This window comes from Calothrix anomala FACHB-343 (genome assembly GCF_014696435.1).
Classification (GTDB): domain Bacteria; phylum Cyanobacteriota; class Cyanobacteriia; order Cyanobacteriales; family Nostocaceae; genus Aulosira; species Aulosira anomala_A.
The window spans coordinates 19,535-41,105 of sequence record NZ_JACJQG010000077.1 but is presented as its reverse complement, the minus strand read 5'-3'; the positions used below and the strand labels follow the sequence as shown (position 1 = coordinate 41,105).

The 21,571-nt window shown below is 40.1% G+C and carries 18 protein-coding genes and 3 pseudogenes; 9 read left to right on the top strand and 12 right to left on the bottom strand.

Annotated features, from left to right (window positions below; all coding sequences use genetic code 11):
- Nucleotides 1–5 precede the first annotated feature (5 nt).
- Complete coding sequence (locus H6G08_RS31105) at nt 6–392, bottom strand: site-specific integrase (protein ID WP_190550222.1); 387 nt, start codon at nt 390–392, stop codon at nt 6–8.
- A gap of 674 nt (nt 393–1,066) precedes the next feature.
- On the opposite strand from H6G08_RS31105, the gene H6G08_RS31100 reads away from it, so the two are divergent.
- Nucleotides 1,067–1,894, top strand: a complete 828-nt coding sequence (locus tag H6G08_RS31100) for a hypothetical protein (protein WP_190550220.1) — start codon at nt 1,067–1,069, stop codon at nt 1,892–1,894.
- A gap of 408 nt (nt 1,895–2,302) precedes the next feature.
- A complete protein-coding gene (locus tag H6G08_RS31095; RefSeq protein WP_190550218.1) occupies nt 2,303–2,617 on the top strand; it encodes a hypothetical protein in 315 nt (104 codons plus the stop codon).
- Between the two features lie 50 nt (nt 2,618–2,667).
- On the opposite strand, the gene H6G08_RS31090 is transcribed toward H6G08_RS31095, so the two are convergent.
- Nucleotides 2,668–4,227, bottom strand: a complete 1,560-nt coding sequence (locus H6G08_RS31090; RefSeq protein WP_190550216.1) for an AAA-like domain-containing protein — start codon at nt 4,225–4,227, stop codon at nt 2,668–2,670.
- 571 nt (nt 4,228–4,798) lie between these two features.
- Between H6G08_RS31090 and H6G08_RS31085 the strand changes: the two genes are divergently transcribed.
- Together H6G08_RS31085 and H6G08_RS31080 are read left to right on the top strand one after the other, a co-directional pair.
- Nucleotides 4,799–5,272 carry a hypothetical protein gene (locus H6G08_RS31085; protein WP_190550214.1) on the top strand — a complete coding sequence of 158 codons (474 nt, stop codon included), beginning with the start codon at nt 4,799–4,801 and terminating at the stop codon, nt 5,270–5,272.
- A 5-nt stretch (nt 5,273–5,277) separates the two neighbouring features.
- The gene (locus H6G08_RS31080) at nt 5,278–7,440 is read left to right on the top strand and encodes a toll/interleukin-1 receptor domain-containing protein (RefSeq protein ID WP_190550212.1); all 2,163 of its coding nucleotides are present in this window, start codon (nt 5,278–5,280) and stop codon (nt 7,438–7,440) included.
- A gap of 180 nt (nt 7,441–7,620) precedes the next feature.
- Here H6G08_RS31080 and H6G08_RS31075 read toward each other — a convergent pair whose 3' ends face one another.
- From H6G08_RS31075 to H6G08_RS31065, 3 genes and pseudogenes are all read right to left on the bottom strand, one after another.
- A complete protein-coding gene (locus H6G08_RS31075) occupies nt 7,621–9,180 on the bottom strand; it encodes an AAA-like domain-containing protein (protein WP_190550211.1) in 1,560 nt (519 codons plus the stop codon).
- A gap of 671 nt (nt 9,181–9,851) precedes the next feature.
- Nucleotides 9,852–10,361 (bottom strand): annotated as a pseudogene (locus tag H6G08_RS31070) (nickel-dependent hydrogenase large subunit); the annotation flags it as partial.
- Nucleotides 10,362–10,456: 95 nt separating this feature from the next.
- Nucleotides 10,457–10,594: pseudogene (locus tag H6G08_RS31065) on the bottom strand (hydrogenase); the annotation flags it as partial.
- A 48-nt stretch (nt 10,595–10,642) separates the two neighbouring features.
- Here H6G08_RS31065 and xisF point away from each other — a divergent pair.
- The gene (gene xisF / locus H6G08_RS31060; RefSeq protein WP_190550207.1) at nt 10,643–11,959 is read left to right on the top strand and encodes a fdxN element excision recombinase XisF; all 1,317 of its coding nucleotides are present in this window, start codon (nt 10,643–10,645) and stop codon (nt 11,957–11,959) included.
- A gap of 775 nt (nt 11,960–12,734) precedes the next feature.
- Here the strand turns inward: xisF and H6G08_RS31055 are convergent.
- The 4 genes from H6G08_RS31055 to H6G08_RS31040 all read right to left on the bottom strand — a co-directional run bounded on the left by H6G08_RS31055 (nt 12,735) and on the right by H6G08_RS31040 (nt 15,317).
- Nucleotides 12,735–13,484: a glucose 1-dehydrogenase gene (locus tag H6G08_RS31055; protein ID WP_190550205.1), complete on the bottom strand. Its 750-nt coding sequence runs from the start codon at nt 13,482–13,484 to the stop codon at nt 12,735–12,737.
- 473 nt (nt 13,485–13,957) lie between these two features.
- A complete protein-coding gene (locus tag H6G08_RS31050; RefSeq protein ID WP_190550203.1) occupies nt 13,958–14,281 on the bottom strand; it encodes a hypothetical protein in 324 nt (107 codons plus the stop codon).
- Between the two features lie 228 nt (nt 14,282–14,509).
- On the bottom strand, nt 14,510–15,094 hold the full coding sequence (locus tag H6G08_RS31045) for an NUDIX hydrolase (protein WP_242046345.1): 585 nt from the start codon (nt 15,092–15,094) through the stop codon (nt 14,510–14,512).
- Nucleotides 15,087–15,317, bottom strand: coding sequence for a hypothetical protein (locus tag H6G08_RS31040; protein ID WP_190550201.1), 231 nt, complete (start codon nt 15,315–15,317; stop codon nt 15,087–15,089). Before H6G08_RS31040 ends, H6G08_RS31045 begins: the two co-directional genes overlap by 8 nt.
- 419 nt (nt 15,318–15,736) lie before the next feature.
- Here H6G08_RS31040 and sugE point away from each other — a divergent pair, with 419 nt between their 5' ends.
- Both sugE and H6G08_RS31030 read left to right on the top strand, forming a co-directional pair.
- Nucleotides 15,737–16,057, top strand: coding sequence for a quaternary ammonium compound efflux SMR transporter SugE (sugE, locus tag H6G08_RS31035; RefSeq protein WP_190550235.1), 321 nt, complete (start codon nt 15,737–15,739; stop codon nt 16,055–16,057).
- A 44-nt stretch (nt 16,058–16,101) separates the two neighbouring features.
- Nucleotides 16,102–16,419 carry a DUF6022 family protein gene (locus tag H6G08_RS31030; RefSeq protein ID WP_190550199.1) on the top strand — a complete coding sequence of 106 codons (318 nt, stop codon included), beginning with the start codon at nt 16,102–16,104 and terminating at the stop codon, nt 16,417–16,419.
- A gap of 64 nt (nt 16,420–16,483) precedes the next feature.
- On the opposite strand, the gene H6G08_RS31025 is transcribed toward H6G08_RS31030, so the two are convergent.
- Nucleotides 16,484–17,596, bottom strand: coding sequence for a protein kinase family protein (locus tag H6G08_RS31025; protein WP_190550197.1), 1,113 nt, complete (start codon nt 17,594–17,596; stop codon nt 16,484–16,486).
- 218 nt (nt 17,597–17,814) lie between these two features.
- Between H6G08_RS31025 and H6G08_RS31020 the strand changes: the two are divergent.
- A pseudogene (locus tag H6G08_RS31020) lies at nt 17,815–19,176 on the top strand (class I tRNA ligase family protein); the annotation flags it as partial.
- Between the two features lie 27 nt (nt 19,177–19,203).
- Nucleotides 19,204–19,740 (top strand): class I tRNA ligase family protein, encoded by a 537-nt coding sequence (locus H6G08_RS38830; protein WP_422614294.1) that lies wholly within the window; start codon nt 19,204–19,206, stop codon nt 19,738–19,740.
- A 262-nt stretch (nt 19,741–20,002) separates the two neighbouring features.
- Here H6G08_RS38830 and H6G08_RS31015 read toward each other — a convergent pair whose 3' ends face one another.
- Complete coding sequence (locus tag H6G08_RS31015) at nt 20,003–20,986, bottom strand: SRPBCC family protein (protein ID WP_190550195.1); 984 nt, start codon at nt 20,984–20,986, stop codon at nt 20,003–20,005.
- 29 nt (nt 20,987–21,015) lie between these two features.
- A complete protein-coding gene (locus tag H6G08_RS31010; RefSeq protein WP_190550193.1) occupies nt 21,016–21,366 on the bottom strand; it encodes an ArsR/SmtB family transcription factor in 351 nt (116 codons plus the stop codon).
- Between the last annotated feature and the right edge of the window lie 205 nt (nt 21,367–21,571).

The window sequence follows — 21,571 nt, the reverse complement described above, 5'->3', positions numbered from 1 at the left end:
ATAAATCATGGTGGCATGGTGGTTTTGACATCCTTTTGAAGGATTGCAAAAACTTCATTTTTCGTAAGAATGGTTGGTAAATATTTAAATTTCTTCGCACTCACCGCATCAACTTTTAAATCTAAATCTTGTTTTAATACCTCTTTGTAGAGAAATAAAACGGCATGAAGTGCTTGATTTTGCGTTGATGCAGCGACATTTTCATTAACGGCGAGATGTGTTAAAAATTCTTCTATTTCCTTTCCTCCCATATCTTTGAGATGGCGCTTATGATGAAAAAATATATAGCGTCGAATCCAGTAAATGTAAGTCTTTTCTATTTGATAATAATAGTGCTTAAGCCTAATAACATCTTGCACCTGTTCTAGTAGCTTTTTGAGGCGTTGTTCCATATAATGTTTGGCAGGAAAATTCCGTATAATACTCTAAATAAGGATGTTATACGGAAAAATTCCATATAATCCTCCCGTAAAGGGTGGTTATACGGAAAAATTCGGTATAATAGCCGAATAAGGACATAAAAAAGAAGTTTTCCGTATAATCCGAACGGAGGTGGCTATGATGCTTAATATATGTAGATTTAGAAAAAGATTATACGGAAAGTTTCCATATAATAAATAGTTATGCCGCTTGTTTTAGTTGCTGAGACATAGTTTAGAAACTTTCCATTGGCGTTCAAGATTAGCAATTTGTTAAGGATTAGTGAGATTTTGTTTTCGGCGGTTGAGTAAAAATAGCGATGTTTGATGTAAGGTCGAAAGATTCAAGTGTTGAACTTACGAACAGATAGCGTGGGCAAAGAATGCGGAGAATTCAACGATTCATAAATCAATACCCACCGAGAGAACTACTACGATCTCTCTTTGATTTGCTGGGCGACATTATAATAAATGCTAAAAGCATTAGTCAAATTGCAATTGCGTTAGTAGTAGTTCCTCTTGCTTTTTTACTAATTATTTTTCTGTATTTAGTAGTTTCAATTAAATGGATTTCAACTAACTTATTCAATCTTATAAGATCGCTTTTGACAGTGTGCATCGTAGAAGTGCGATTTTACTGGAGAATTATGCGGGAAATGGGAGAGGCTCTTGCTGAAGATTTATCTAATTTAATCGCAGAAATGTTGGAATTCATATCATATCTTTTTGAAAAAATCTTCGATGATGAAGCCCTATATACCAATTCCGGCAATCAAAAATCACTATTGGGAATTCTTTTTAGATTTATCATATGGTTGTTTCTTGTATTACTATCTATATCAATGAGTATTCTACTCGTGGCAACTTTCATTATAGGCTTTCCGTTATTACATCAATACTTACGAAGACTTTTAATAACTGAAGCTGATATCGAAAACGAGGTTATGAATGCTCACTTCCCACAATCAAAGCATCGGAGAAATCGATACAATTACGTAGCGTTGGGAGTGGCTGTGATAGTAATAGGCGTGGGAGTTCTCTACGTAACCAACTTATTTCCTCAAATTAAATCTCAATTGGAGCAACTGTTCAATGAAAAAGTAACTATTGAATCAATTAAATTTAAGGGTGACAATGATTCTGGTCAGAATGGCATGAAAATTGATTTTTATGTTCAAGGTTCTGCTCTTAAAGATTGCAAATGTCGTATTATAGCATATTTTTCTGATAACTCAGATAAACCACTCAAAACTCAGAATAGGAATTATTCTGATATGGATGGTAATGTTGCTGTTGGCAAAGATTTAACTTCGGGTTCAACAAATCAAAGTATTTCACTCTTCTTACCTTATAATGCAATAAGTACAATTCCAGGTAAGTATAGCCTTAAGTTTGAAGTCAAAGTATTTGATGAAAAAAAGAAAGAATTTATATCAGAATCATATGAGCAATTCTTTCAGCTAACTATACCTTAAGAGGATATTTTAAGAATCAGACGAAGCTGGTGAATGCTCTTGGCATGACCTATCAACAGATACTAAGAATACGACTCGGAAATGAATTGCCTCTGATATGGCTGTCCGTAAAACAGGATTGTTGATTAAACAAGTTCAGAAATTTCAACAACGACCCAACGGCTTCGCACAAAGCTGAAGTCGATAGATGTATGGAAAGTTGATCGCAAAAAACTGCATAACAATCCAGTTGGAGCGGACAGTTGAGAGTCTTCTCGTCTATCGTTGTGGTCGATTTGCTGCCGCTCAACCGGAACGTTAAACATCTTTGAGAAAAGCGATCGCTCAATATTCAAACAAAGTGCGATCGCCACTTCCACTGCTCAGGTAAATTGAACGTTGTGAAGATAAGCTGGAGGAGGATCAATTATGAATCTCAATGAGTTGCCAGGATCTGAGATAATCTTACCTGGACTAAGTGATCTTAACAATGGTGAGTGCAATACAATTGGGGCATTGTTAGTTGCGATCGCAGCAACGCGCTTAACTGAAGCAGGTTTAGATATCCCTAAATATAGCTTAACCCCAGAGCCAGAGCTAACCTTATATGCCCTTCTCCAAGATGAACGAGACGATGCTTACGCTTATTATAATGCTTTGTTAAATCTCCTCAATAGCTTTTGCAATGCACTCGAACTCAGTTATAAATATAAGCCGTCTAACTTCATTGTTAAACATCTTTGAGAAATGCGATCGCTCAATATCCAAACAAACAAATCAATCAATCAAAATACTCACGCCCGAATCACAGTAATCCGACGCTGATTTTCCGTCAGCACAACCTGAGTCGATAAGCGTTCTTCCATTGGTAGGGCATTTTTACGCCTGTCAAACACAAATAACCAACCAAAATCCAACCCCAAACGCCCTAAATAAGATTCTAATTGCTCAATCCCCTCAGTCAGGGGGTCACGCTTTTTCTCCCGCCATACCTTTAACTCGATACCTAAAGTTACATCCTTGTAACGCAGACATAAATCCATTCTGTCACTACCAATTGCATATTCCCTCTCCAGGGTTCCACCACCATTCACAACACGATGTAAGAAAGCCATTAAGACGATGTGGGGGGCGATTTCATGGTAAACAGCGCTACCAAGTAATGGTTCCCCATGCTGTCGCCAAAACTTGAGAAATGCTTGTAGCAATGCATCTATATTTAACTCTCCTTTTGGGGTTAACCAACTGGGACTAATATGAGGTAAACTATCCTGGGTTCCTTGCACTAAAACGCGGGGAATAACTTCGCGATAAATTGGGTTAGCAATAACTAGTCCCCCCGCAGGATCGCGTCGCAATAACCCTAAATCGATTAAATATTGGCGATCGTCGGCTGGAGTATCGGGTAATGCTTGTCCTGATAAAATGGGTTCAATAATATCTTTAACTCGTTTCTCCCTGAGTTTTTCAGCTAAAGAATCAAGATGAGTATCTTGACGAGCAATTAATATTTCCTTAGCTTGTAAAATATGCTCTTTTGTAATAGCAATACTTCTATCTTTAACCATTTTTTCCACAACTTCTTTAGCCAGCGCATTCACTAACCAAGGTTGTCCCTGAGTTAAATCAAACGCTGTTGCTGCGGCTTCTAAAGTAAAAATTTGTCCTGTATCTTCTGTATGTTGTTGATATAGTTCTTGCACCTCTGTAGCGTTAAAGTTTCTCAGGGTGATGGAACTGACTTTAATGTTAAAAGGACTGGATGTATTTAATCTGTCACTACCACCAGATGCAACTTTGTAATCTCGCACATCGCGTAAACCAATTAATCCCACGGATGAAGGGAAATTTTCTGGACGATTGGGAAAACCATCTCTTAACTGTCGTAAAACTGAAATTAGTGTTTGGTCTTGTAAAGAGTCAATTTCATCAATAAATACTACCAAAGGTCGGGGGCAAGACTGTGCCCAAGCCTGGAAAAAAGTCCTAATTCTGCGTCCTGGTTCTTCTTTTTGCCCTTGTGTGAGAACTGGTGGTTGCAATTCATTGGGTAATCGGATTGCAATTGTATCGTACCAAGTTCCCAAAATCGCTAATTCTGCTGCACTGGGGTCATGATTAAATGCGCTTCCCACCTCTACCGATACCATTACTGCTGCATAACGTCCTGTTGCGGTTAGTTGCTGCGCTAGAGCTAACATTGCTGTGGTTTTCCCCGTTTGTCGCGGTGCATGAACAACAAAATAACTTTCTTGTTGAATCAGAATTTCCCAGTCGGGGAGACGACTGGTAGGGGATAGCATATAGTTTTTGTCAGCTTGACAAGGGCCTGCAATGTTGAACCAGCGAGACATGGGATTTTGGCAGTTGGCGGACACTTTGAGTTTAGACGATTTTCGGGTTGGGGATGGCAGGAAGGGCTAATTGGGGATTTTTGTTTGTTTAAACATCGGGTAGATATACCGAATCATTCCGTCTATTACTCGGAAAAAGATGATAGCCAGAAAAGTTCTTGCTATCTACCACTATTTAAGTAGTTATCTGGGAATTTTCTGTATAATATGTGGATATTGACGATATCCGCCAAAGTTCTTAATTTTATGACTAAATTAGCTGTAATGCTTTATATCACTGGATTGTTTGGTGTGATGGATAAACGGAAATTTTCCGTCTAATAAATAGTTAGGTAGCTTAAGTTATTGATATAGAGGTAAGAGTAAGCTGTTCGTCATTTAGATCGGTTAAGGCTAAATCACTAAATCCTTATGCTGGAACTGTGACAGCAGATTGGAGTACCCAATTTAAATGCATGACAGCTTAGTCTGTACGATGTGTATTTGTTCATGAGTGAGGTGATCGATGACTGTGTTTCTTGTGCATGACTTTTAATGAGGTTATATTTAAAAAAATAAAATTTATCGCTGTATGTCTTACTATGTTGCTCCGCATCAACCAGAACGTTTGTTTTCTAGAAAGAGCAAGAATGAAAGAGATGCAAGATATATAGCAGCTCAAGAACTAGCTTGTTTGGTTAATGACAAATCATTAAGATTGAAAATGCCTAATGGTTTCAGCACTAGACAGTTGGTTGAAATTCAAGAAGAAACTTTGATGCCAAAAAATAAAGAAGAAATTTTTACTGCGGTGGAAACTCTTGCAAAGCTTTCTGATTCAAAGCAAAAAGCTCAAAATCTGTATAAGCAATCTTTGGAAGTACACAAAAATATGGACTTATTGTTTGAGGAGAGATTATTGCCTGAAAGTGATTTTAATGAGATTAAAAAAAGCCTGAAGATTATTAGAGATTATGCTGTAGCACTTTCATCTTATAAAGAAGCTTTACCTGAAGCTGCAAAAGCGAGAAAGTACCTAGAAGAAATTTTAGAACTACCTGAGTAACTTTTATGAAACAAGAAAGCGTTCTTTTCTCTGAAGTTTACAATATTGAGGCATCAGAACAAGATGACTGGTTTAATCCTCGTCTTGATAGAGATACCCATTTATGTATAGATCCATTCCAAGTTTTTAAGTCTAAAGATCCATTTTTTAGTAATTGCCGTCAGAAGTTTATGAATTTTTTTAGATGTGCTTTTGATGTAGCTTCTAAAATTGGTGAAGTTCCTTCTGAAGAAAATAAAAAATCAGGAAATTTGCCGTCAAAATATAAGAGATTAATATATGATACACTTCGTTTTCCAGAAGTAGAAGAAGTGTGTTTGGGTTTTTCTAAACACACCACTGGTGGAGCAGGTATGGGTAAGGATTTTGCAATAAAACTATCTGATGCTCTTATAAACCTTTCAAAGCAATCTAGTTCGCCTCCTAAGCATTTTGAACAAATTGAAATTTTTACTCCAGGTATCGGTAAAGATAAAATTAGTGATGCAACAGGTAATCTGATCAAAAAAGAATTAGTGCATTATACGAGGGATATTTGTAAGAGGCTTTCTATAAGAGATGAACATCTTAAATGGAACGCTGTTAAAAATTATGATTTTGACTTTGAACGTAACGAGTGGGATGATCAAGGCTTTTACTTACCTTTTAATCCTTTCAATAACAAGCCTATACTTTTAGTTCCAAAGGCTTTTTTACGTGAAATACCATCTATTAGTTCTGAGCAATTTTATCGCTTTATCAAGAGTAAAGAAAATGAACAATTAAGAGCTAAACTAAACTCTGAACTGCATGATGATCTTGAAAAATATGATTTAGAAAATGAAGAAGAGGAAAAAGAAGATGACAGCAGCATTTCTGTAAAAAGATATGTTTTAAACTACATTGAACAAGATCCAGAAATTTTGAATGAATTTATAAATGATGTTGAAACTCATCCAGATTCATACACCCAGTATAACTTTGAAAAAGATACCAAGAATATTATCAAGCTTCCTAGAGCTATCAAAGAGTTTGTTGACAAAAATCCCCTTCCACGCTCAACATATTCCAACTCAGAGGAATTTCGTGAGTTTCTGATTTCATTGATTCTAAAACTAAAACAGTTTGTTGAAGATGAGCAATTCAACGGATACAAGCATTTATGGGAGATTCACGAAGTTGATAGTGATACAGACAATTTAGCTGAACACAATCTTAGATTTCGTAGCCAATTAATTGTAAAAAATCTTGTTGAAGAGCTAATTGGTGAATATTGCTATCAATCCAAGGTAAAACTTAAAAGTGAAAGTGGTCTCGGAAAAAATCCTGTAGACTTCAAATGCTCACTTTATAAAGAAAAAGCTTTATTTATAGCTAAAACTATTGGCAATGTAAATTTTGATGAGGATGCTTTAAAGAAGCTGACCTCAGATTTAAGGAAAGGAAAAGTAAGATTTTGTTATTATATTGTGTTTGTGCATAGTTCAGAGGCTTTTGAAAAGCTTAAGGAAGCTATTCAAGAAATTGAAAAATTTGACCTTCAAGACCTTTTCTTTAAACTAGTTATTATAAACTCTGCACAAGAAAGAGATTTGGACATATTATCATTGGAGTGCCGACATATGACTACACAAAAAGAGGTCTGTATTAGCTACGCTCGTGGAGGAGCTAGCGGTGAAATTGTAGATAAGCTATGTAAAATTCTTAAGGAAAAAAATATTGATATTGTTCGTGATTCAGAAGAGTTGGAGTATAAAGACTCATTAAAAAACTTTATGCAAAGATTGGGAAAGGGTAAATGTGTAGTTACAGTCATAAGTGATAAATATCTCAAATCTAGATACTGTATGTTTGAGCTAACTGAGTTTATTGAAAACGGAAGGTTTAAAGAAAGAATTGTCCCCCTTGTTTTGGAAGATGCGAAGATTTATGAGCCAGTTGAGATCATTGAGTATATTAGATTTTGGGAAGAGAAACTTGAGGCTGTGGACGAAGCGATGAAGTCTGTTAAACTTGCCAATTTAGCACCAAATATAAGAGAAGATATCGACTTATACTCAAAAATAACACGAACGATAAGTGAATTTATTGGTCATCTGAGAGATTTTCTAATTCCGCCAATTGATATACACGAGAACTCAAATTTTGAAGATGTTGTGAATGAAATCAATAAGATTCTTTCAAGATGAATTTCTTTTATTTTTTCAAGTTAGTTCCCCATAATACTCCTGATGAATCTGCTGATAAATTCCTCTTAACGTACCAAGATTGTGGACTTTAAGCAAGTGCGATCGCAGTCTAGAGGAGTTAGATTTGCCGTTAAACATTTTTGAAAAAAGCGATCGCCTAGCTATTTCCTGTTAAAATACTCACGCCCGAATCACAGTAATCGCACGTTGATTTTGTGTCAATACAACCTCAGTCGATAAACGTTCTTCCATTGGTAGGGCATTTTTCCGCCTATCAAACACAAATAACCAACCAAAATCCAACCCCAAACGCCCTAAATAGGATTCTAATTGCTCTATACCCTCAGTTAAGGGATCGCGCTTTTTATCCCGCCATACCTTTAACTCGATACCTAAAGTTACATCTTTGTAACGCAGACATAAATCCATTCTGTCGCTACCAATTGCATATTCCCTCTCTAGGGTTCCACCACCATTCACAACACGATGCAAAAAAGCCATTAATACAATGTGAGGGGCGATTTCATGGTATCCAGTACTACCTAATAACGGTTCCCCATGCTGTCGCCAAAACTTGAGAAATGCTGCTAGCAATGCATCTATATTTAACTCCCCTTCTGGGGTTAACCAAGTCGGTGCAATCATTGGTAGAGATGCCATTGGTGTCACCGTTAATACCCTGGGTAAAACTTCGCGATAAATGGGATTAGCAATGGTTAATCCACCCTGGGGATGCATTTTACACAACCCCAAATCAATCACAAATTGAATATCATCATTGGGTATATCCCCCAATTCCAAACCTGCTAACATCGGTTCGAGAATCGCTTTTATTCTTGGTTCACGTAGGCGTTCGGCTAAAGAATCAAGATGAGTATCTTGACGGGCAATTAATATTTCCTTGGCTTGTAAAATATGCTCTTTTGTAATAGAAATACTTCTATCTTTAACCATTTTTTCTACAACTTCTTTAGCCAGCGCATTCACTAACCAAGGTTGTCCCTGAGTCAAATCAAAGGCTGTTGCTGTGGCTTCTAGAGTAAAAATTTGTCCTGTATCTTCTGTATGTTGTTGATATAGTTCTTGCACCTCTGTAGCGTTAAAGTTTCTCAGGGTAATTGAACTGACTTTAATGTTAAAAGGACTGGATGTATTTAATCTGTTACTACCACCGGATGCAACTTTGTAATCTCGGACATCCCGCAAACCAATTAATCCCACGGATGAAGGGAAATTTTCTGGACGATTGGGAAAACCATCTCGTAATTGTCGTAAAACTGAAATTAGTGTTTGGTCTTGTAGGGAGTCAATTTCATCAATAAATACTACCAAAGGTCGGGGGCAAGACTGTGCCCAAGCTTGGAAAAAAGACCTGATTCTGCGTCCTGGTTCTTCTTTTTGCCCTTGTGTGAGAACTGGTGGTTGCAATTCATTGGGTAATCGAATCGCAATTGTATCGTACCAAGTTCCCAAAATCGCTAATTCTGCTGCACTGGGGTCATGATTAAATGCGCTTCCCACCTCTACCGATACCATTACTGCTGCATAACGTCCAGTTGCGGTAAGTTGCTGTGCTAGAGCTAACATTGCTGTGGTTTTCCCCGTTTGTCGCGGTGCATGAACCACAAAATAACTACGCTGTTGGATTAGCTCTTCCAAATCTGGTAATCGTGTTGTTGCAGATAGCATGTAGTGGATATCGGCTTGACAAGGGCCTGCAATGTTGAACCAGCGAGACATGGGATTTTGGCAGTTAGCGGACACTTTGAGTTTAGACGATTTTTGGGTTGGGGCGAGGCAGGAAGGGCTAACTGATTTCCGTATAATTTTCAAAGGAAGTGGTTATGATGCTTGATATATTGGGATTTGAGAAAAGCGATCGCTTAATTGACAAACAAAGTAATTAATACTTGTATACTTAAATTATACTGTCGATATTGAGACTAAAATAATAGTATTTACGTATTTATATTGAGAAAAATCCGGCTTTTTACTTCAAGGTAAAGAAAATAATTATACTTACAGCATATTTCAGGTCAATGAGGTACGCGCTTCGGGGCATGGCAGTGCCAGTGCCCCTACAATCAACGATAATCTGTACCTCACTAACTGGTAATGTGCTGTAACTAATTCTTTTGGACTGCCTTAACTGCGTAGACGCGGTAGACGAGCGGCGCGAGGCTTCTCGGAGAGTACGGCTTGTCGCTAGACATCGCTAATCTAGGAATAGGGAAAAATTAGGTAATATCTGAAGAAGATTAAATAACTTTTAGCAGAGAAAAATAAATTGATTTGCTGCTGGCGATCTTTACTTATGGCGTAGCTGATAGCCTAATTTAAGGAAAAGCCAGGGAATGATTACACCTATCTTGGCAAATCCTGACTATATAAGCAATTCTCCAATTTATTTCCATATAACTGCTGTGGGGCCATTGACCGCCCAATAATGCATAAATTTCTACAGGTTTAGCGGCAATAGTCACGCCAAGTTCGTAAGATGTGCCAGTAAACGCCCCAAAGCGTCTAGTGGCTTCTTCATAGAAGCGACTGCTGCGATACTTTCTATGGGTTAAGTCAATAGCATATAGAGCGTAAAAATGGCGAGGGATACTTTGAATTGTTTCGACAATTTGCCCTAAATTCCTTGCCAAAATCGCATTGCGCGGGACTTCTGTACCCCATGCGGTATCTAATGCCCATGATGCACAAGTCAAGTGGGAACCACCGCAGATACCACAGATCCGAGGTGTGACGATTAATCCTGCTTGGGGGTCTTTACCGCGTAGGATCACTTCAAATCCCCGGAAAAGTTCCGCATGAGTCCAAGCATTGACTACATACCCATCCTCTATGTCTACCCGGACATCTAAATCGCCCTCGACTCTACCGACAGGCGATATATCTAATGTTTGAATTGTCATTTGTCATTTGTCCTTTGTCAATAGTCAAGGGTCAATGGTCAATGGTCAATAGTCAATAGTCGCTTGACTGTGGACTTTTGACTTTGGACTATTGACTAAATCGTGAAAATATCTTCGTCTGCCCAAGATGGTGCTATGTCTTTGGCTACCATCGTGAGTAAGGCATAGTCTTTGGGTTTGACTCCTGGTGGTAATTCTTTGGGAACCCCCATGATTGTTTGTGTTTTAAATACGATGTGGTACTATGATTTTCAACCCGATCAAAACCCCAAAACCCCAAAATGCGTATAGGCTATGCCCGTGTTTCAACTCGTCAGCAAGCAGATACAGAAGCACTTGACCAACAAATCAGCCGCCTGGAAAAAGCTGGATCTGAGAAAGTCTTATATGATATCGAATCTGGTAGAAAGGACACCAGGAAAAACTTTAACCAAATAATTTCCCTAGCCAAGAATGGGGTAGCAACAGAAATAATTGTGACGCGACTAGATCGACTTGGGCGTAACGTAATTAGCATTCATAAAACATTAGAATTACTCCAACAAACGGGGGTTAAGTTAACTATCCTTGATTCTCCTTTAGGCGATACAAATTCTGCTTTCGGGTGGCTAACTATTAATAATATTGCTGGGTTGGCAGAGTTTGAGAGTCGCTTATTATCTGAACGTATCTCCCACGGAACTGATTACTACCGCTCCAATCTCAAATACTTTGGGAGTCCGCCATTTGGCTACACAAAGGACGAAAATACTAAGTGCATTCCTCATCCTTCTAACTGGTTGATTGCCAAAGAAATTATTCACAGGCTTTACACTAATTCCTACGGTTCTATTTCTCGTTGGCTTCTCGAAAGTTTTGCAATCAAAATGTACCCTTCTAGCATCCGGAATTGGTTACATAACCCGGCGCTGCGAGGGCACACATTTTATAAGCTCAAATCAGGAGAAATTGAACGGCATTACGGAACCCATGAGGCGTTAATATCCGAGCAAGAGTATGAGGATTTAGCAAAAATAACTGCTCACGTCAATAAAAAAGACCCAGCTAAGTTTAAACCACACATTCTTGCTGGAATATTCAAATGTGGCGTTTGTGGACGCGCAATGACAAAAACCAAGGCGGGGAAACAGTTTCAATGCTCCCAGTACAAGCGGCTAGGTAAAACTGCTTGTCCAAACGGAAAAATAATCGCAAAATCGATAGTTAAAAAAAAGGTAATCACGGTTCTCTCACAACATGCTCAGGATGTGGTTAGGGAGGTAAACAGCAGGACGCAAAAGCAAGTAAAAACTGATGAAACAGTTATTACCCTGACTCACCAACTGCAAACACTCCAAACTTTACCCCGAAACCCTGCTATTGATTTAGCTATTACCGATTTGCAGCAGCAATTGAAAAATCACGAGCAACAAAAAAACGCTCTTCATACCACGACGGAAGAAGATTATCTCATGTTGAAGTCTTTTGCTCAAGCCGATTTTTGGGAGTCGTTATCTGATACCGAATTTAAGGTAATTTGCCTACGATTTGTGGAAACAGTTGTATTTAAAGGAGGGAGAGATATATCTGTTTGTTTGCGAACCATTTCTCTTCCGTAAGCGATCGCTTTTTCTCGAATACTCTGCCAAATATCTTTATCTTTCTCTGACATTCTGTCTGTCCTGAAGCGTTGACTGATTTTAGATTAGTTTGTCGGCAGAAAATTTCTGTTACGTGCGATGCCTAAGGCTGGCTACGCCTACGCATTTAGCAAATGGTGGGTTGATCGCAATTGCTGAAAAGATACGCACGCTTGTTGAAGACAGATAGATTTTATCTGTCTTTTGCGTTATTCAATGAGTTGCAATTCGCCCTGGCTGGTTGGTTATTTAGGGCGATCGCAACTTCCATTCCTGCACTCGTTTGCTTCAGCTGATCCCAGAAAGTTCGGGTGTTTGGTGCATCCTCACAATTGTACCCTTCCAGTTCTAGGAAGCTTGTTCGCAGTCAGCGCAAGAGATGCGATCGCTTATTTTGATTCGTCAACGAAGAGGACAAGGGGCAGGGGGCAGGGGGCAGAGGGGAGAACCCCATACATAAATTCCGGTGGCTCTGAAATAAAGACGCAGTATTTCTTGCACTACGTGTCTCGAAATACATATTTTTTCTTTTTTCATAAATAAATTTAGTTGCTCTGTATCCCTTTTGGCAGTGGAATTTACTCAACTTTCCCCCCTGCTCCCTGCTCCCCTGCCTCTTTGGTCATTACTTCAACCCACAACGACTTTGCTCCCGGAAAACTGTGCATTTGCAACAATGAAATACGGTAGCCTGTCTCAAATTGTGTGCGATCGCGGAGCAATGTAGCGGGGGAGGAGGTCAAGGCATCTCAAGCTAGCGAAGCCCACCGCTGATGTACAGCGTTTCGCCAGTAATCCAGGCGGAATCAGAGGAAGCAAGGAAGACAACAGCAGGGGCGATGTCCTGTGGCTGTCCAATGCGACCTAGTGGTGTTTGCGCTTCAATTTGTTGGCGACCTTCGCTTTCGGTAATTCCTGCTGTGTGCGTACCTTCTGTTTCCACCATGCCAGGATTGATGGAGTTGACACGGATGCGGCGGGGGCCTAACTCTTTAGCTAGGGACTTCGTGATGACATCAACAGCTGCTTTGGTAGCGCTATAGATTGAAGCATTCGGGGGCGCGAGGGTGCTGACAATGGAACTGATATTGATAATGCTGCCGCCTGCCGAGTCGAAGTGTTTTACGGCTTGTTGCGAGGTGAGGATCAATCCCAGAACATTGATATCGAATTGCTGATGGAAGTGCGCTTCGGTGATGTCTTCGATTGGGGAAAATTCATAAATTCCCGCATTGTTGACCAAAATATCAACCCTGCCGAATGCTTGCTGTGTTTCTGTAAACAGATGTTCAATCTCTGCTTTTTTGGCAACATTTGCCTGAACTGAGATCGCCTTTCCACCGGCGCTAATAATCTCATCCACTACGCGATCAGCCCCTTGTTTGCTAGAGGCGTAATTGACAACCACTGCTGCACCTTCAGCTGCCAGGTGTTTGGCAATCGACGCACCGATGCCTTTAGACGCACCTGTAACAACTGCGACTTTCCCCTCTAGTTTTGTCATGCCTGCGATCCCTGTAGTTATTGGGTTGAAAATATTTGTCTGAAACAGGTGCATTCTTGCAAGAATGCAAGTTTTTTATTTAAGATAGCAGTTAACTGAGAGCTTACACACTTGGTTATATCAACGGGTAAGGATAAAAGCAGCTAAAGCGATCGCTACAACATCTATTAAAAGCATAAAGTTAAAAAAACCGAATTCTCATTTCAGCGATCGCCCCTGCGCCCAATTTCCCAGATAACTAATCCGTAAATGTGCGATCGCATCTATCCTCTATTTCCTCTAAGAAAAATTTACGATTAAGAACAATCCAGCAAAAATTTTCTCCCAGTATAGCAATTATTTATCGCACTTCCCAATAGTTATAATTGCTGTTTATAAAAATACTCAGTTATTAAATAGTTTTCAATACACATTGTCAGAATAAAGATTATTTATATTATTTTTATCGGCAATCTCCATTTAAGCAATTATTATTATAATCTCCTTATCACCCGAATTTTACCTCTAGCAATCCCATTATTTTTTTGTTTTTCTTGGCATGATTCCATCGTCATTGTCCCATCATAACGAGCAAAAAACTGAGCGCAAAGTTTGCCTTCATGGAGATTAATTAAATTGAGAATTTCATGAGGAGACTTGCTTAAAAAGTTGTAAACATTTAATTGACAATAATGACATTTTCTCACATCATTATCACCTTCCATATCTGCCCAACGAACCTGACATGGCTCCTGAATAATAATTTCCACATCATCAAGAGAACTAACTGCCTTAAATCTTCTTTCTTTCTTTGACATATTTAAATTTTCCTCTAGGGTTTTATGTTGCTAAAGGATGGAGTGCGATACCTGCGATAAATGTTTACCTATGGACAACTACCAATTAAACTACTTTCGCTACCACTTTACCTCATGCTATCTCCAAACAACTAGTAAATGCAACAGGAGCGTAGGCGTAGCCCACTGCAGGTATCGCCTACATACGCTATTTTTCCTTGCTTGAATTTTAGTCCTCAAGAGTCGAGTTTAATTTGCATAAAATATCTGCACAAGTTTGCTCAAGTCACTTTTTGCAGGTTCACCTTTATTTAACCATTCTATTAAATCAGAAGGAGATAACCAAAAACTTTCAATAAAATCATTCTGATTGTAATCTGGTTCATAATCTAATGTGATTTCATAAACTTTCATAAAAGCAGAAACTTGATATTCATGTGGTGTTAAATAACCCAATAACTGCGGATTAAGCATGTTTAAATCTAGGTTTAATTCTTCTTTGAGTTCACGTTGCAGAGCATCTTCGTAAGTTTCTCCACTTTCCACATGACCACCCATACTGACATCAAGACAAAGGGGAAAAATCCGTTTTTGTGCAGAACGGCGAGGTATCCAAAGTTGTCCTAGTGAATTAACGACAAAAGCATTGACAACTCTAAAATTGCACAACCCTTGACTATATATTTCTGAGCGTTTCTTTTGTGCGATAACGCAATCATTTTCATCTACAATGTCAAGTATCTCTAAATCTTGCATCATACAGATAAAATAAGCACTGATATAAGATGACAATCCAAAGTTAACCAATATTGGTAATTCTCTCTCATTATTCAAGCTGTTGTCTCAGGGATGGTGTCAAAATCATGATTCCCCTGACAATTTCTTCAGGGGTTGCTGTGCCATCAATTACCTTTGGTGTAATAGTCATAACTTCTAAAGCTAAATGGGTAGGAATTCCCCTTGCTTCTAAGCGCTTCAATTCTAAAATATCAATCCCTGCTGTTAATCCATCTAAATACTCTTCTACAGTAACTCCCAAGTCTTCAATTTCCGACATAAGTATCATTTGCTAATTTTTCAGGTGATTACACTTCAATTATCTGGTAAAACTTCAGTTCTATCCTCATAGCTGGTGAGGATAGTAGTGGTAATCTGTTTTGGCTAGGTAGTGTAACAACTACAGGGTGATGGTTGTCTTGTAGCTTTTATAGAATTGGTAACACCAAAGCAGATGCTTTGAGAAATTGGTGGACAATTTGATATTCCTACTGAAGACCTGTTTAAGAGTTATGCCTTTTGAGAGATAAATATCAAGTGGCTGTAGAGCGCAAAATACCAAAGGTAGTTCATACTTTTTTCGCTTTACAGTACAATCCTACTATTTGGATGCTTTTTCTCTGTAAATGAAAAATGTGCTGATGATTACTATTAGGGTTGCACAAGAGCGATCGCATGCAAACAGTAGAGGAGAAAACGATGGCTTGGATTTACCTGCTGATAGCTGGTTTACTGGAGATGGGATGGGCAATTGGTCTGAAGTATACACAAGGATTTACCAAGCTTGTTCCTAGCATCGCTACTGTTAGTTGCATGGTAGTGAGTTTTGTTTTCCTGTCAATAGCACTCCGCACACTACCAGTAGGTACTGCCTATGCAGTCTGGACTGGTATAGGAGCAGCAGGTACTGCTTTGCTAGGTGTAATTCTGTTGGGAGAATCTGCTGAATTCAGGCGCTTTTTCTGCATTGGCTTAATTATCGCAGGCGTGCTGGGTCTGAGACTTCTCTCCTCACACTAGTTGCAGCATCAAAATAATATTGTGTCCGCTATCAGAACTTAGAAATGAAAAACTCCACCCACAAGGGGATGGAGTTTTTGGGTATGCGTTTCCACGCTGGTGGTAATCGTGAAGAAACAAATCAACAGCGTTGGATGTGGAGTACTATCAAGTCAAGAGAAGGAGATTCGCTAGGAACAATTGTCACAATTACTTTTCACGACCACAACCAGTTTCGCATCCCTCAACAGCCCGGAATTATCGCTTTAGCCCAAACTGATACAGATGCTGTTGTAGAAGTGCTTTCGCAGTTTTCTACTGATTTCAAGAATGCACACGAATTCAAGATTGAATATGCAGAATATTTGCAAAGTCAAAATTAAAGTTCTCAAAAATACGCGTACCGCACCAATTAATAATATTAAAAGAGAACTATCTGCCGTGTTATTAAGCGCTACGAATAAATCCTGTCTCTTTGAGCAGCCGCTCTAGTTCTGCGTGTGGAAATTTCGTATCCTTGTTTTTGTTATCCCACATGGCAGCAAAGAAGTTTTGCATGAGCGTAATGATGCTACGGTATTTAACAATGCTGGCAACGTAGAAATCATTTAACTTAATATCGCCGTCAGCATATATTTGTTCGATGTTGTCGAGTAATATTGAGCGCTGTTCATAAGGTTTTAAACTTTCTTGAATGCTATATTTTTCTCTGATTCTGCGTTGGTCGTTTTCTGAACATGAATCATAAGGTGCGCGAATCAAAAGACCCAGATTTCGCATAACTTCGCCGTAATCGTAAAATTTGTTCCGCTCAAAAAAAGATTTTTCTTCTGTTGTTAATGCAAAACTTTTGTCCAGTACCAAGCCAAAATCGCTTAAATAAATCTGCTCGCCATCAGTGAGAACATTACGAAAATGTGCGTCAAAGTGGATGATTTCCTTCATTCTCAAAAAGTCAATCGTTGTGCGTAACTCATCCAAGGGTTGCTGAAGTTTGTCGGGGTTTAAGAGTAGCCATGTTTCCAAAATATGGGGAATGTATTCTAGGAACAGAACTAATTCATAGTTGGCATTTGCTCTATCTAATAAATATTTCCCGGCGTTCTCACTATTACCCCAGTATTCTATGTAACTTTTGTAATGCTCTCTATCAACATCAGTACGCTGCCCAGAGAAGGGAATAATCCGATAATGGTACATCAAGGGGAAAGTGGCAATTTCACCTGCTAATACCCAGTTAGTTGTCTTGATATGGGTTACGAGTTCCCGGAAGACTCCAAAACCAGTGGAACCTAAGCCGTAATTACAGTAAGTCGGTAAGTTATAGAGGTTTTTGGTAGAAAAGAGGTTGTCAAATTCGATGTCCGTCACAGGAACAAGTTTCACAAAAACCTGGTATTCTTCCAGAGTTATGGTGTAATTTCTCCCCCAACCTGTACTTGAATCATTCGATTCACTATTGTTAAACAAAGAAAGCAATTGTGCATTATCTAACTGAGCAATTTGTGAACTAAGGTGGAAATATTTCTTGGTTCTAATTTCTATAGGATTCTTAGCCATTTTCCTCCGTCTAGCTACAGCGCATAGAGTGTCAGCAGTTAACGAATCTAGATGGAGTGGCTTTTCCCGCTGACTTTCCGTAATATCTAAATTTTCATTGTAGCCAATCTCAGGAATCGAAAATGGGAGTACTTCCCTAGTTAGAATTTGGCAACAAACTCTATTGAGTGTATTACAATTATATTACAGGTAGACATTGAGAATTTTATGATGCACGACTGAGACCTATAAAGCCGGATCAAAGAGATCCGATCAACTCTATTCCACCTTCTTTTACTTACGATCACCGTGCAATCGAAGCTCGATGGCAATCCATCTGGCAGCAAACCCAACTGCATGAGGTCGATTTAGCAACAACTGCTCAACCTTTTTACAATTTGATGATGTTCCCCTATCCCTCAGCAGAGGGTTTGCACGTTGGGAATGTCTATGCTTTTACCGGAGCAGACATATACGGTCGTTTCATGGCGATGCAAGGCAAAGCGGTATTTGAGCCAATGGGCTTTGATGCTTTTGGTATTCACAGCGAAAATTTTGCCATTAAGCAAGGCGTTCATCCCCGTGAATTGACGGCGCGTAATGTGAAGCGATTTCGAGAAACGCAGTTGCAAAGAATTGGCAATCGTTTCTGTTGGAATCACGAAATTCAGACTACCGAGCCCGCGTATTATAAATGGACGCAGTGGATTTTCTTGCAGTTGTTCAAAGCTGGGTTAGCCGTTCGCAAAAAAGCGGCAGTGAATTGGTGTCCTTCATGCAAGACAGTACTTGCTGATGAGCAGGTGATAGGGGGCGAATGCGAACGCTGCAATACCATTGTCATACAACGAGAATTGGAACAGTGGTTTTTCAAAATCACTCAGTATGCTCAAAGGTTGTTAGACAATTTGGAGCGATTGGACTGGTCAGAAAAAGTCAAAACGGCTCAACGCAACTGGATTGGGCGTGACGAAATAGATGGCACAGTGCAGTATCACTTGCGAGATTGGTTAATTTCACGACAACGCTATTGGGGCCCGCCGATTCCGATTATTTACTGCTCCCGCTGCGGTACAGTGCCCGTTCCGGAGGAGCAATTGCCAGTGCAGTTACCAGAAACTGAGAATTGGTTGCCTCAAGGAACTGGGAATTCACCTTTGGCAGACATTCCAGAATTCGTCAATACAATCTGTCCTGGCTGTGGTGGTGCAGCACGACGAGAAACGGATGTGTCTGATAACTTTTTGGATTCTGCCTGGTATTTTTTGCGCTATCCATCAAGCGATCGCTCTGATGTTCCATTTGATGGAGCAATTACAGCTAAATGGTTACCTGTGGATATGTATATTGGTGGCGCAGAACATTCTGTGCTGCATCTGTTGTACAGTCGATTCATCACAATGGTGTTGCATGATTTGGGGCATATCCCTTTTGAGGAACCCTTTGAGCGATTCCGCGCCCACGGATTGCTGACTAAGCAGGGTGCCAAAATGAGCAAATCCAAGGGCAATGTGGTGAATCCCGATGGCTACATTGAGGAATATGGTGCAGATACATTGCGGACTTACTTGATGTTTTTGGGGCCATACGACCAAGGTGGCGATTTTTGCGATCGCGGGATTGCTGGTATGCGGCGATTCTTGGATCGAGTGTATCAATGGGTGAGCAAACACAAAACTAGTTTGCAACCAAATCCACCAGATTTGGCATCACAGCGACGTTTACATCAAACAATCCACAAGATTTCTGAGGATATGCAATCGCTGAAATACAATACAGCGATCGCTGCTTTGATGAGTTATTTCAATGTGTTGCAGTCAAAGTCGAGTATTGCAGAGGTGGAATTGAAGTCATATCTGTTGATGTTGGCTCCCTTTGCACCCCATGTGACGGAAGAACTCTGGCAGCAATTAGGTGAATCAGGCTCGATTCATCAGCAGACTTTTCCCCAGTTCGAGCCAGAATTGTTGATTATCGAACAGGTAACAGTCGCAGTACAAATTAATGGACGTACTCGTACTACAATTACCGTTTCACCGGAGGCTTCACAGCAGGAAGCGATGGCGATCGCCAAACAAACAAAAGCAGTTCAATGGTATCTCAAAAATCAGGAGGTTCAGCGTGTGGTTTACGTTCCCGGTCGAGTTATTAACTTCGTCATTTGAACACAACTGACTGTAGAAAGCGATCGCGCATTTCGGTTCCTGGAATCAATTTGCGGTTTAGCAATTAAAATCGAACCGCAGATTCCGTAAAAATTCAGTGCTGTTCGCGACACATAAATTATGGGTAAGGGTACAGCAATACTTGTGCCCTTACCTATCTGTCACATTCTTTTATATTTCCCTAGCTAGGTTTTATGCCTACAGCGATCGCGGGAAAACTCATGCAGCAGGGTTGTTCAAAATGCTATCCCTTGTAGCATTGTCATCCTATGGATTTCAGGAGTTCTTCGAGACGGTTGAGAGTTTCGCTCAGTCCCTCTTCCATACCAGATTGGAGATGTCCATCGCGTTGTTCTGTTGACTGGTGTTGGATGTATATATGGAGAGTTGTTTTTCCCTCAAGCTCAGTCAGGGTGAGAATATTGACATGGTCGCTATTGGGAACAGGTTCATATATTTCAGTAGTTACCAATCTTTCTGGCGGCACAATCTCACGATATTCTCCTGAAAATGCGTGTTCAGTGCTGTTCTTGGAGTCTTGCAAGACATAGCGCCAAGCACCTCCCACGCGCAGGTCGATTTCACAAACAGTCATTGTCATACTGCTACAACCCCCAAACCAGCGCTTAACATGTTCGGGCTGAGTCCATGCCTCAAATACAAGTCTGCGTGGGGCATTAAATATGCGAGTAATCAGGATTTCCGTATCTGATGGCAACGTGACAGCAAAACCATTCTGCTGCTTTTTAACTTGCTTGGCCAAGAATTCGTCGAGACAATCAAAACTGGAATTCCACCCAGCAACCACACCCATCTGTTCGTGCTTGCGGCGATCGCTTTCGGTTGCATGACGAATTTGCAGAGTTAGTTTAGTCTTGCCTTCCAAATCTTCAAACATCACTGTCATGACGATTCCCTGCGGCAAATCTGCGTTGATGACTTTTTCAAAGCCTTCATCAAATTCATCGCTGCTGACAATCCGTTCAGGAGGCACGATTTCAAAGAAAACACCTTTGACCGGGTACTCTGTGCCATCGGGGCCAACCATGACATACCGCGATTGACCGCCTGGACGCAAATCTAGTTCAGTTACACGAGTTGTAAAGCCTTTTGGCCCCCACCATTGGACAATGTGTTTTGGGTCTGTCCATGCCTGAAATACAAGTTCTCGCGGCGCATTGAAGATACGGGTAATGATAATCTCGCGTTCGGACTGAGTGGATGTGGAGTCATTTTGTTTCAACATCTTGTTTCTCCTGAAGAAGGGAACGCAGTTTATGATTCGCGATCGCGTTTGTTGTCCTCTGCTTGCAATTGTTGTAAATACTCGTCTAGACGATCCAAATTCTGTTCCCAGAATTGGCGATATTGCTCAATCCAATCTGCTGCATCCTTGAGCGCTTGTGCCTCTAGTCGGCAGGGTCGCCACTGAGCCTCTCGACCCCGTGCGATTAATCCCGCACGTTCCAGCACTTTGAGGTGTTTAGAAATGGCAGGTAGGCTCATCTCAAAGGGTTGGGCTAGCTCAGTTACCGATGCTTCGCCCTTAGCAAGATGAGCCAGGATTGCCCGCCGAGTCGGATCGGCAAGGGCGGCAAAGGTGACGCTCAATTGATCGGTGGACATTTAGATTGGAAGTATTTAACCGCGCAGTTAATTAACTACTAGGTTAAATGTACTAGTCCACAATGTCAACCCCTCCAAGGAATTTAAAATTCAAAATACCCAGTGGATTTGCTGTAGTGCTTTGCAGTGTCCGTATCCCTACGTTTAAGCGAGCTATGGCTTATGCAAAGATGGAATATTTTTGGGCGAATTTCGGACTCGCCAT

Bases quoted from the DNA above. Each gene is read 5' to 3' on its own strand.
- H6G08_RS31100 (WP_190550220.1), top strand. From the start codon at position 1,067: ATGCGGGAAATGGGAGAGGCTCTTGCTGAAGATTTATCTAATTTAATC.
- H6G08_RS38830 (WP_422614294.1), top strand. From the start codon at position 19,204: ATGCGGCGATTCTTGGATCGAGTGTATCAATGGGTGAGCAAACACAAA.
- H6G08_RS31055 (WP_190550205.1), bottom strand. From the start codon at position 13,484: ATGACAAAACTAGAGGGGAAAGTCGCAGTTGTTACAGGTGCGTCTAAA.
- H6G08_RS31015 (WP_190550195.1), bottom strand. From the start codon at position 20,986: ATGTTGAAACAAAATGACTCCACATCCACTCAGTCCGAACGCGAGATT.
- H6G08_RS31010 (WP_190550193.1), bottom strand. From the start codon at position 21,366: ATGTCCACCGATCAATTGAGCGTCACCTTTGCCGCCCTTGCCGATCCG.
- H6G08_RS31080 (WP_190550212.1), top strand. From the start codon at position 5,278: ATGAAACAAGAAAGCGTTCTTTTCTCTGAAGTTTACAATATTGAGGCA.
- H6G08_RS31105 (WP_190550222.1), bottom strand. From the start codon at position 392: ATGGAACAACGCCTCAAAAAGCTACTAGAACAGGTGCAAGATGTTATT.
- H6G08_RS31095 (WP_190550218.1), top strand. From the start codon at position 2,303: ATGAATCTCAATGAGTTGCCAGGATCTGAGATAATCTTACCTGGACTA.
- H6G08_RS31050 (WP_190550203.1), bottom strand. From the start codon at position 14,281: ATGTCAAAGAAAGAAAGAAGATTTAAGGCAGTTAGTTCTCTTGATGAT.
- H6G08_RS31030 (WP_190550199.1), top strand. From the start codon at position 16,102: ATGAAAAACTCCACCCACAAGGGGATGGAGTTTTTGGGTATGCGTTTC.
- xisF (WP_190550207.1), top strand. From the start codon at position 10,643: ATGCGTATAGGCTATGCCCGTGTTTCAACTCGTCAGCAAGCAGATACA.
- H6G08_RS31090 (WP_190550216.1), bottom strand. From the start codon at position 4,227: ATGTCTCGCTGGTTCAACATTGCAGGCCCTTGTCAAGCTGACAAAAAC.
- H6G08_RS31075 (WP_190550211.1), bottom strand. From the start codon at position 9,180: ATGTCTCGCTGGTTCAACATTGCAGGCCCTTGTCAAGCCGATATCCAC.
- sugE (WP_190550235.1), top strand. From the start codon at position 15,737: ATGGCTTGGATTTACCTGCTGATAGCTGGTTTACTGGAGATGGGATGG.
- H6G08_RS31040 (WP_190550201.1), bottom strand. From the start codon at position 15,317: ATGTCGGAAATTGAAGACTTGGGAGTTACTGTAGAAGAGTATTTAGAT.
- H6G08_RS31025 (WP_190550197.1), bottom strand. From the start codon at position 17,596: ATGGCTAAGAATCCTATAGAAATTAGAACCAAGAAATATTTCCACCTT.
- H6G08_RS31085 (WP_190550214.1), top strand. From the start codon at position 4,799: ATGTCTTACTATGTTGCTCCGCATCAACCAGAACGTTTGTTTTCTAGA.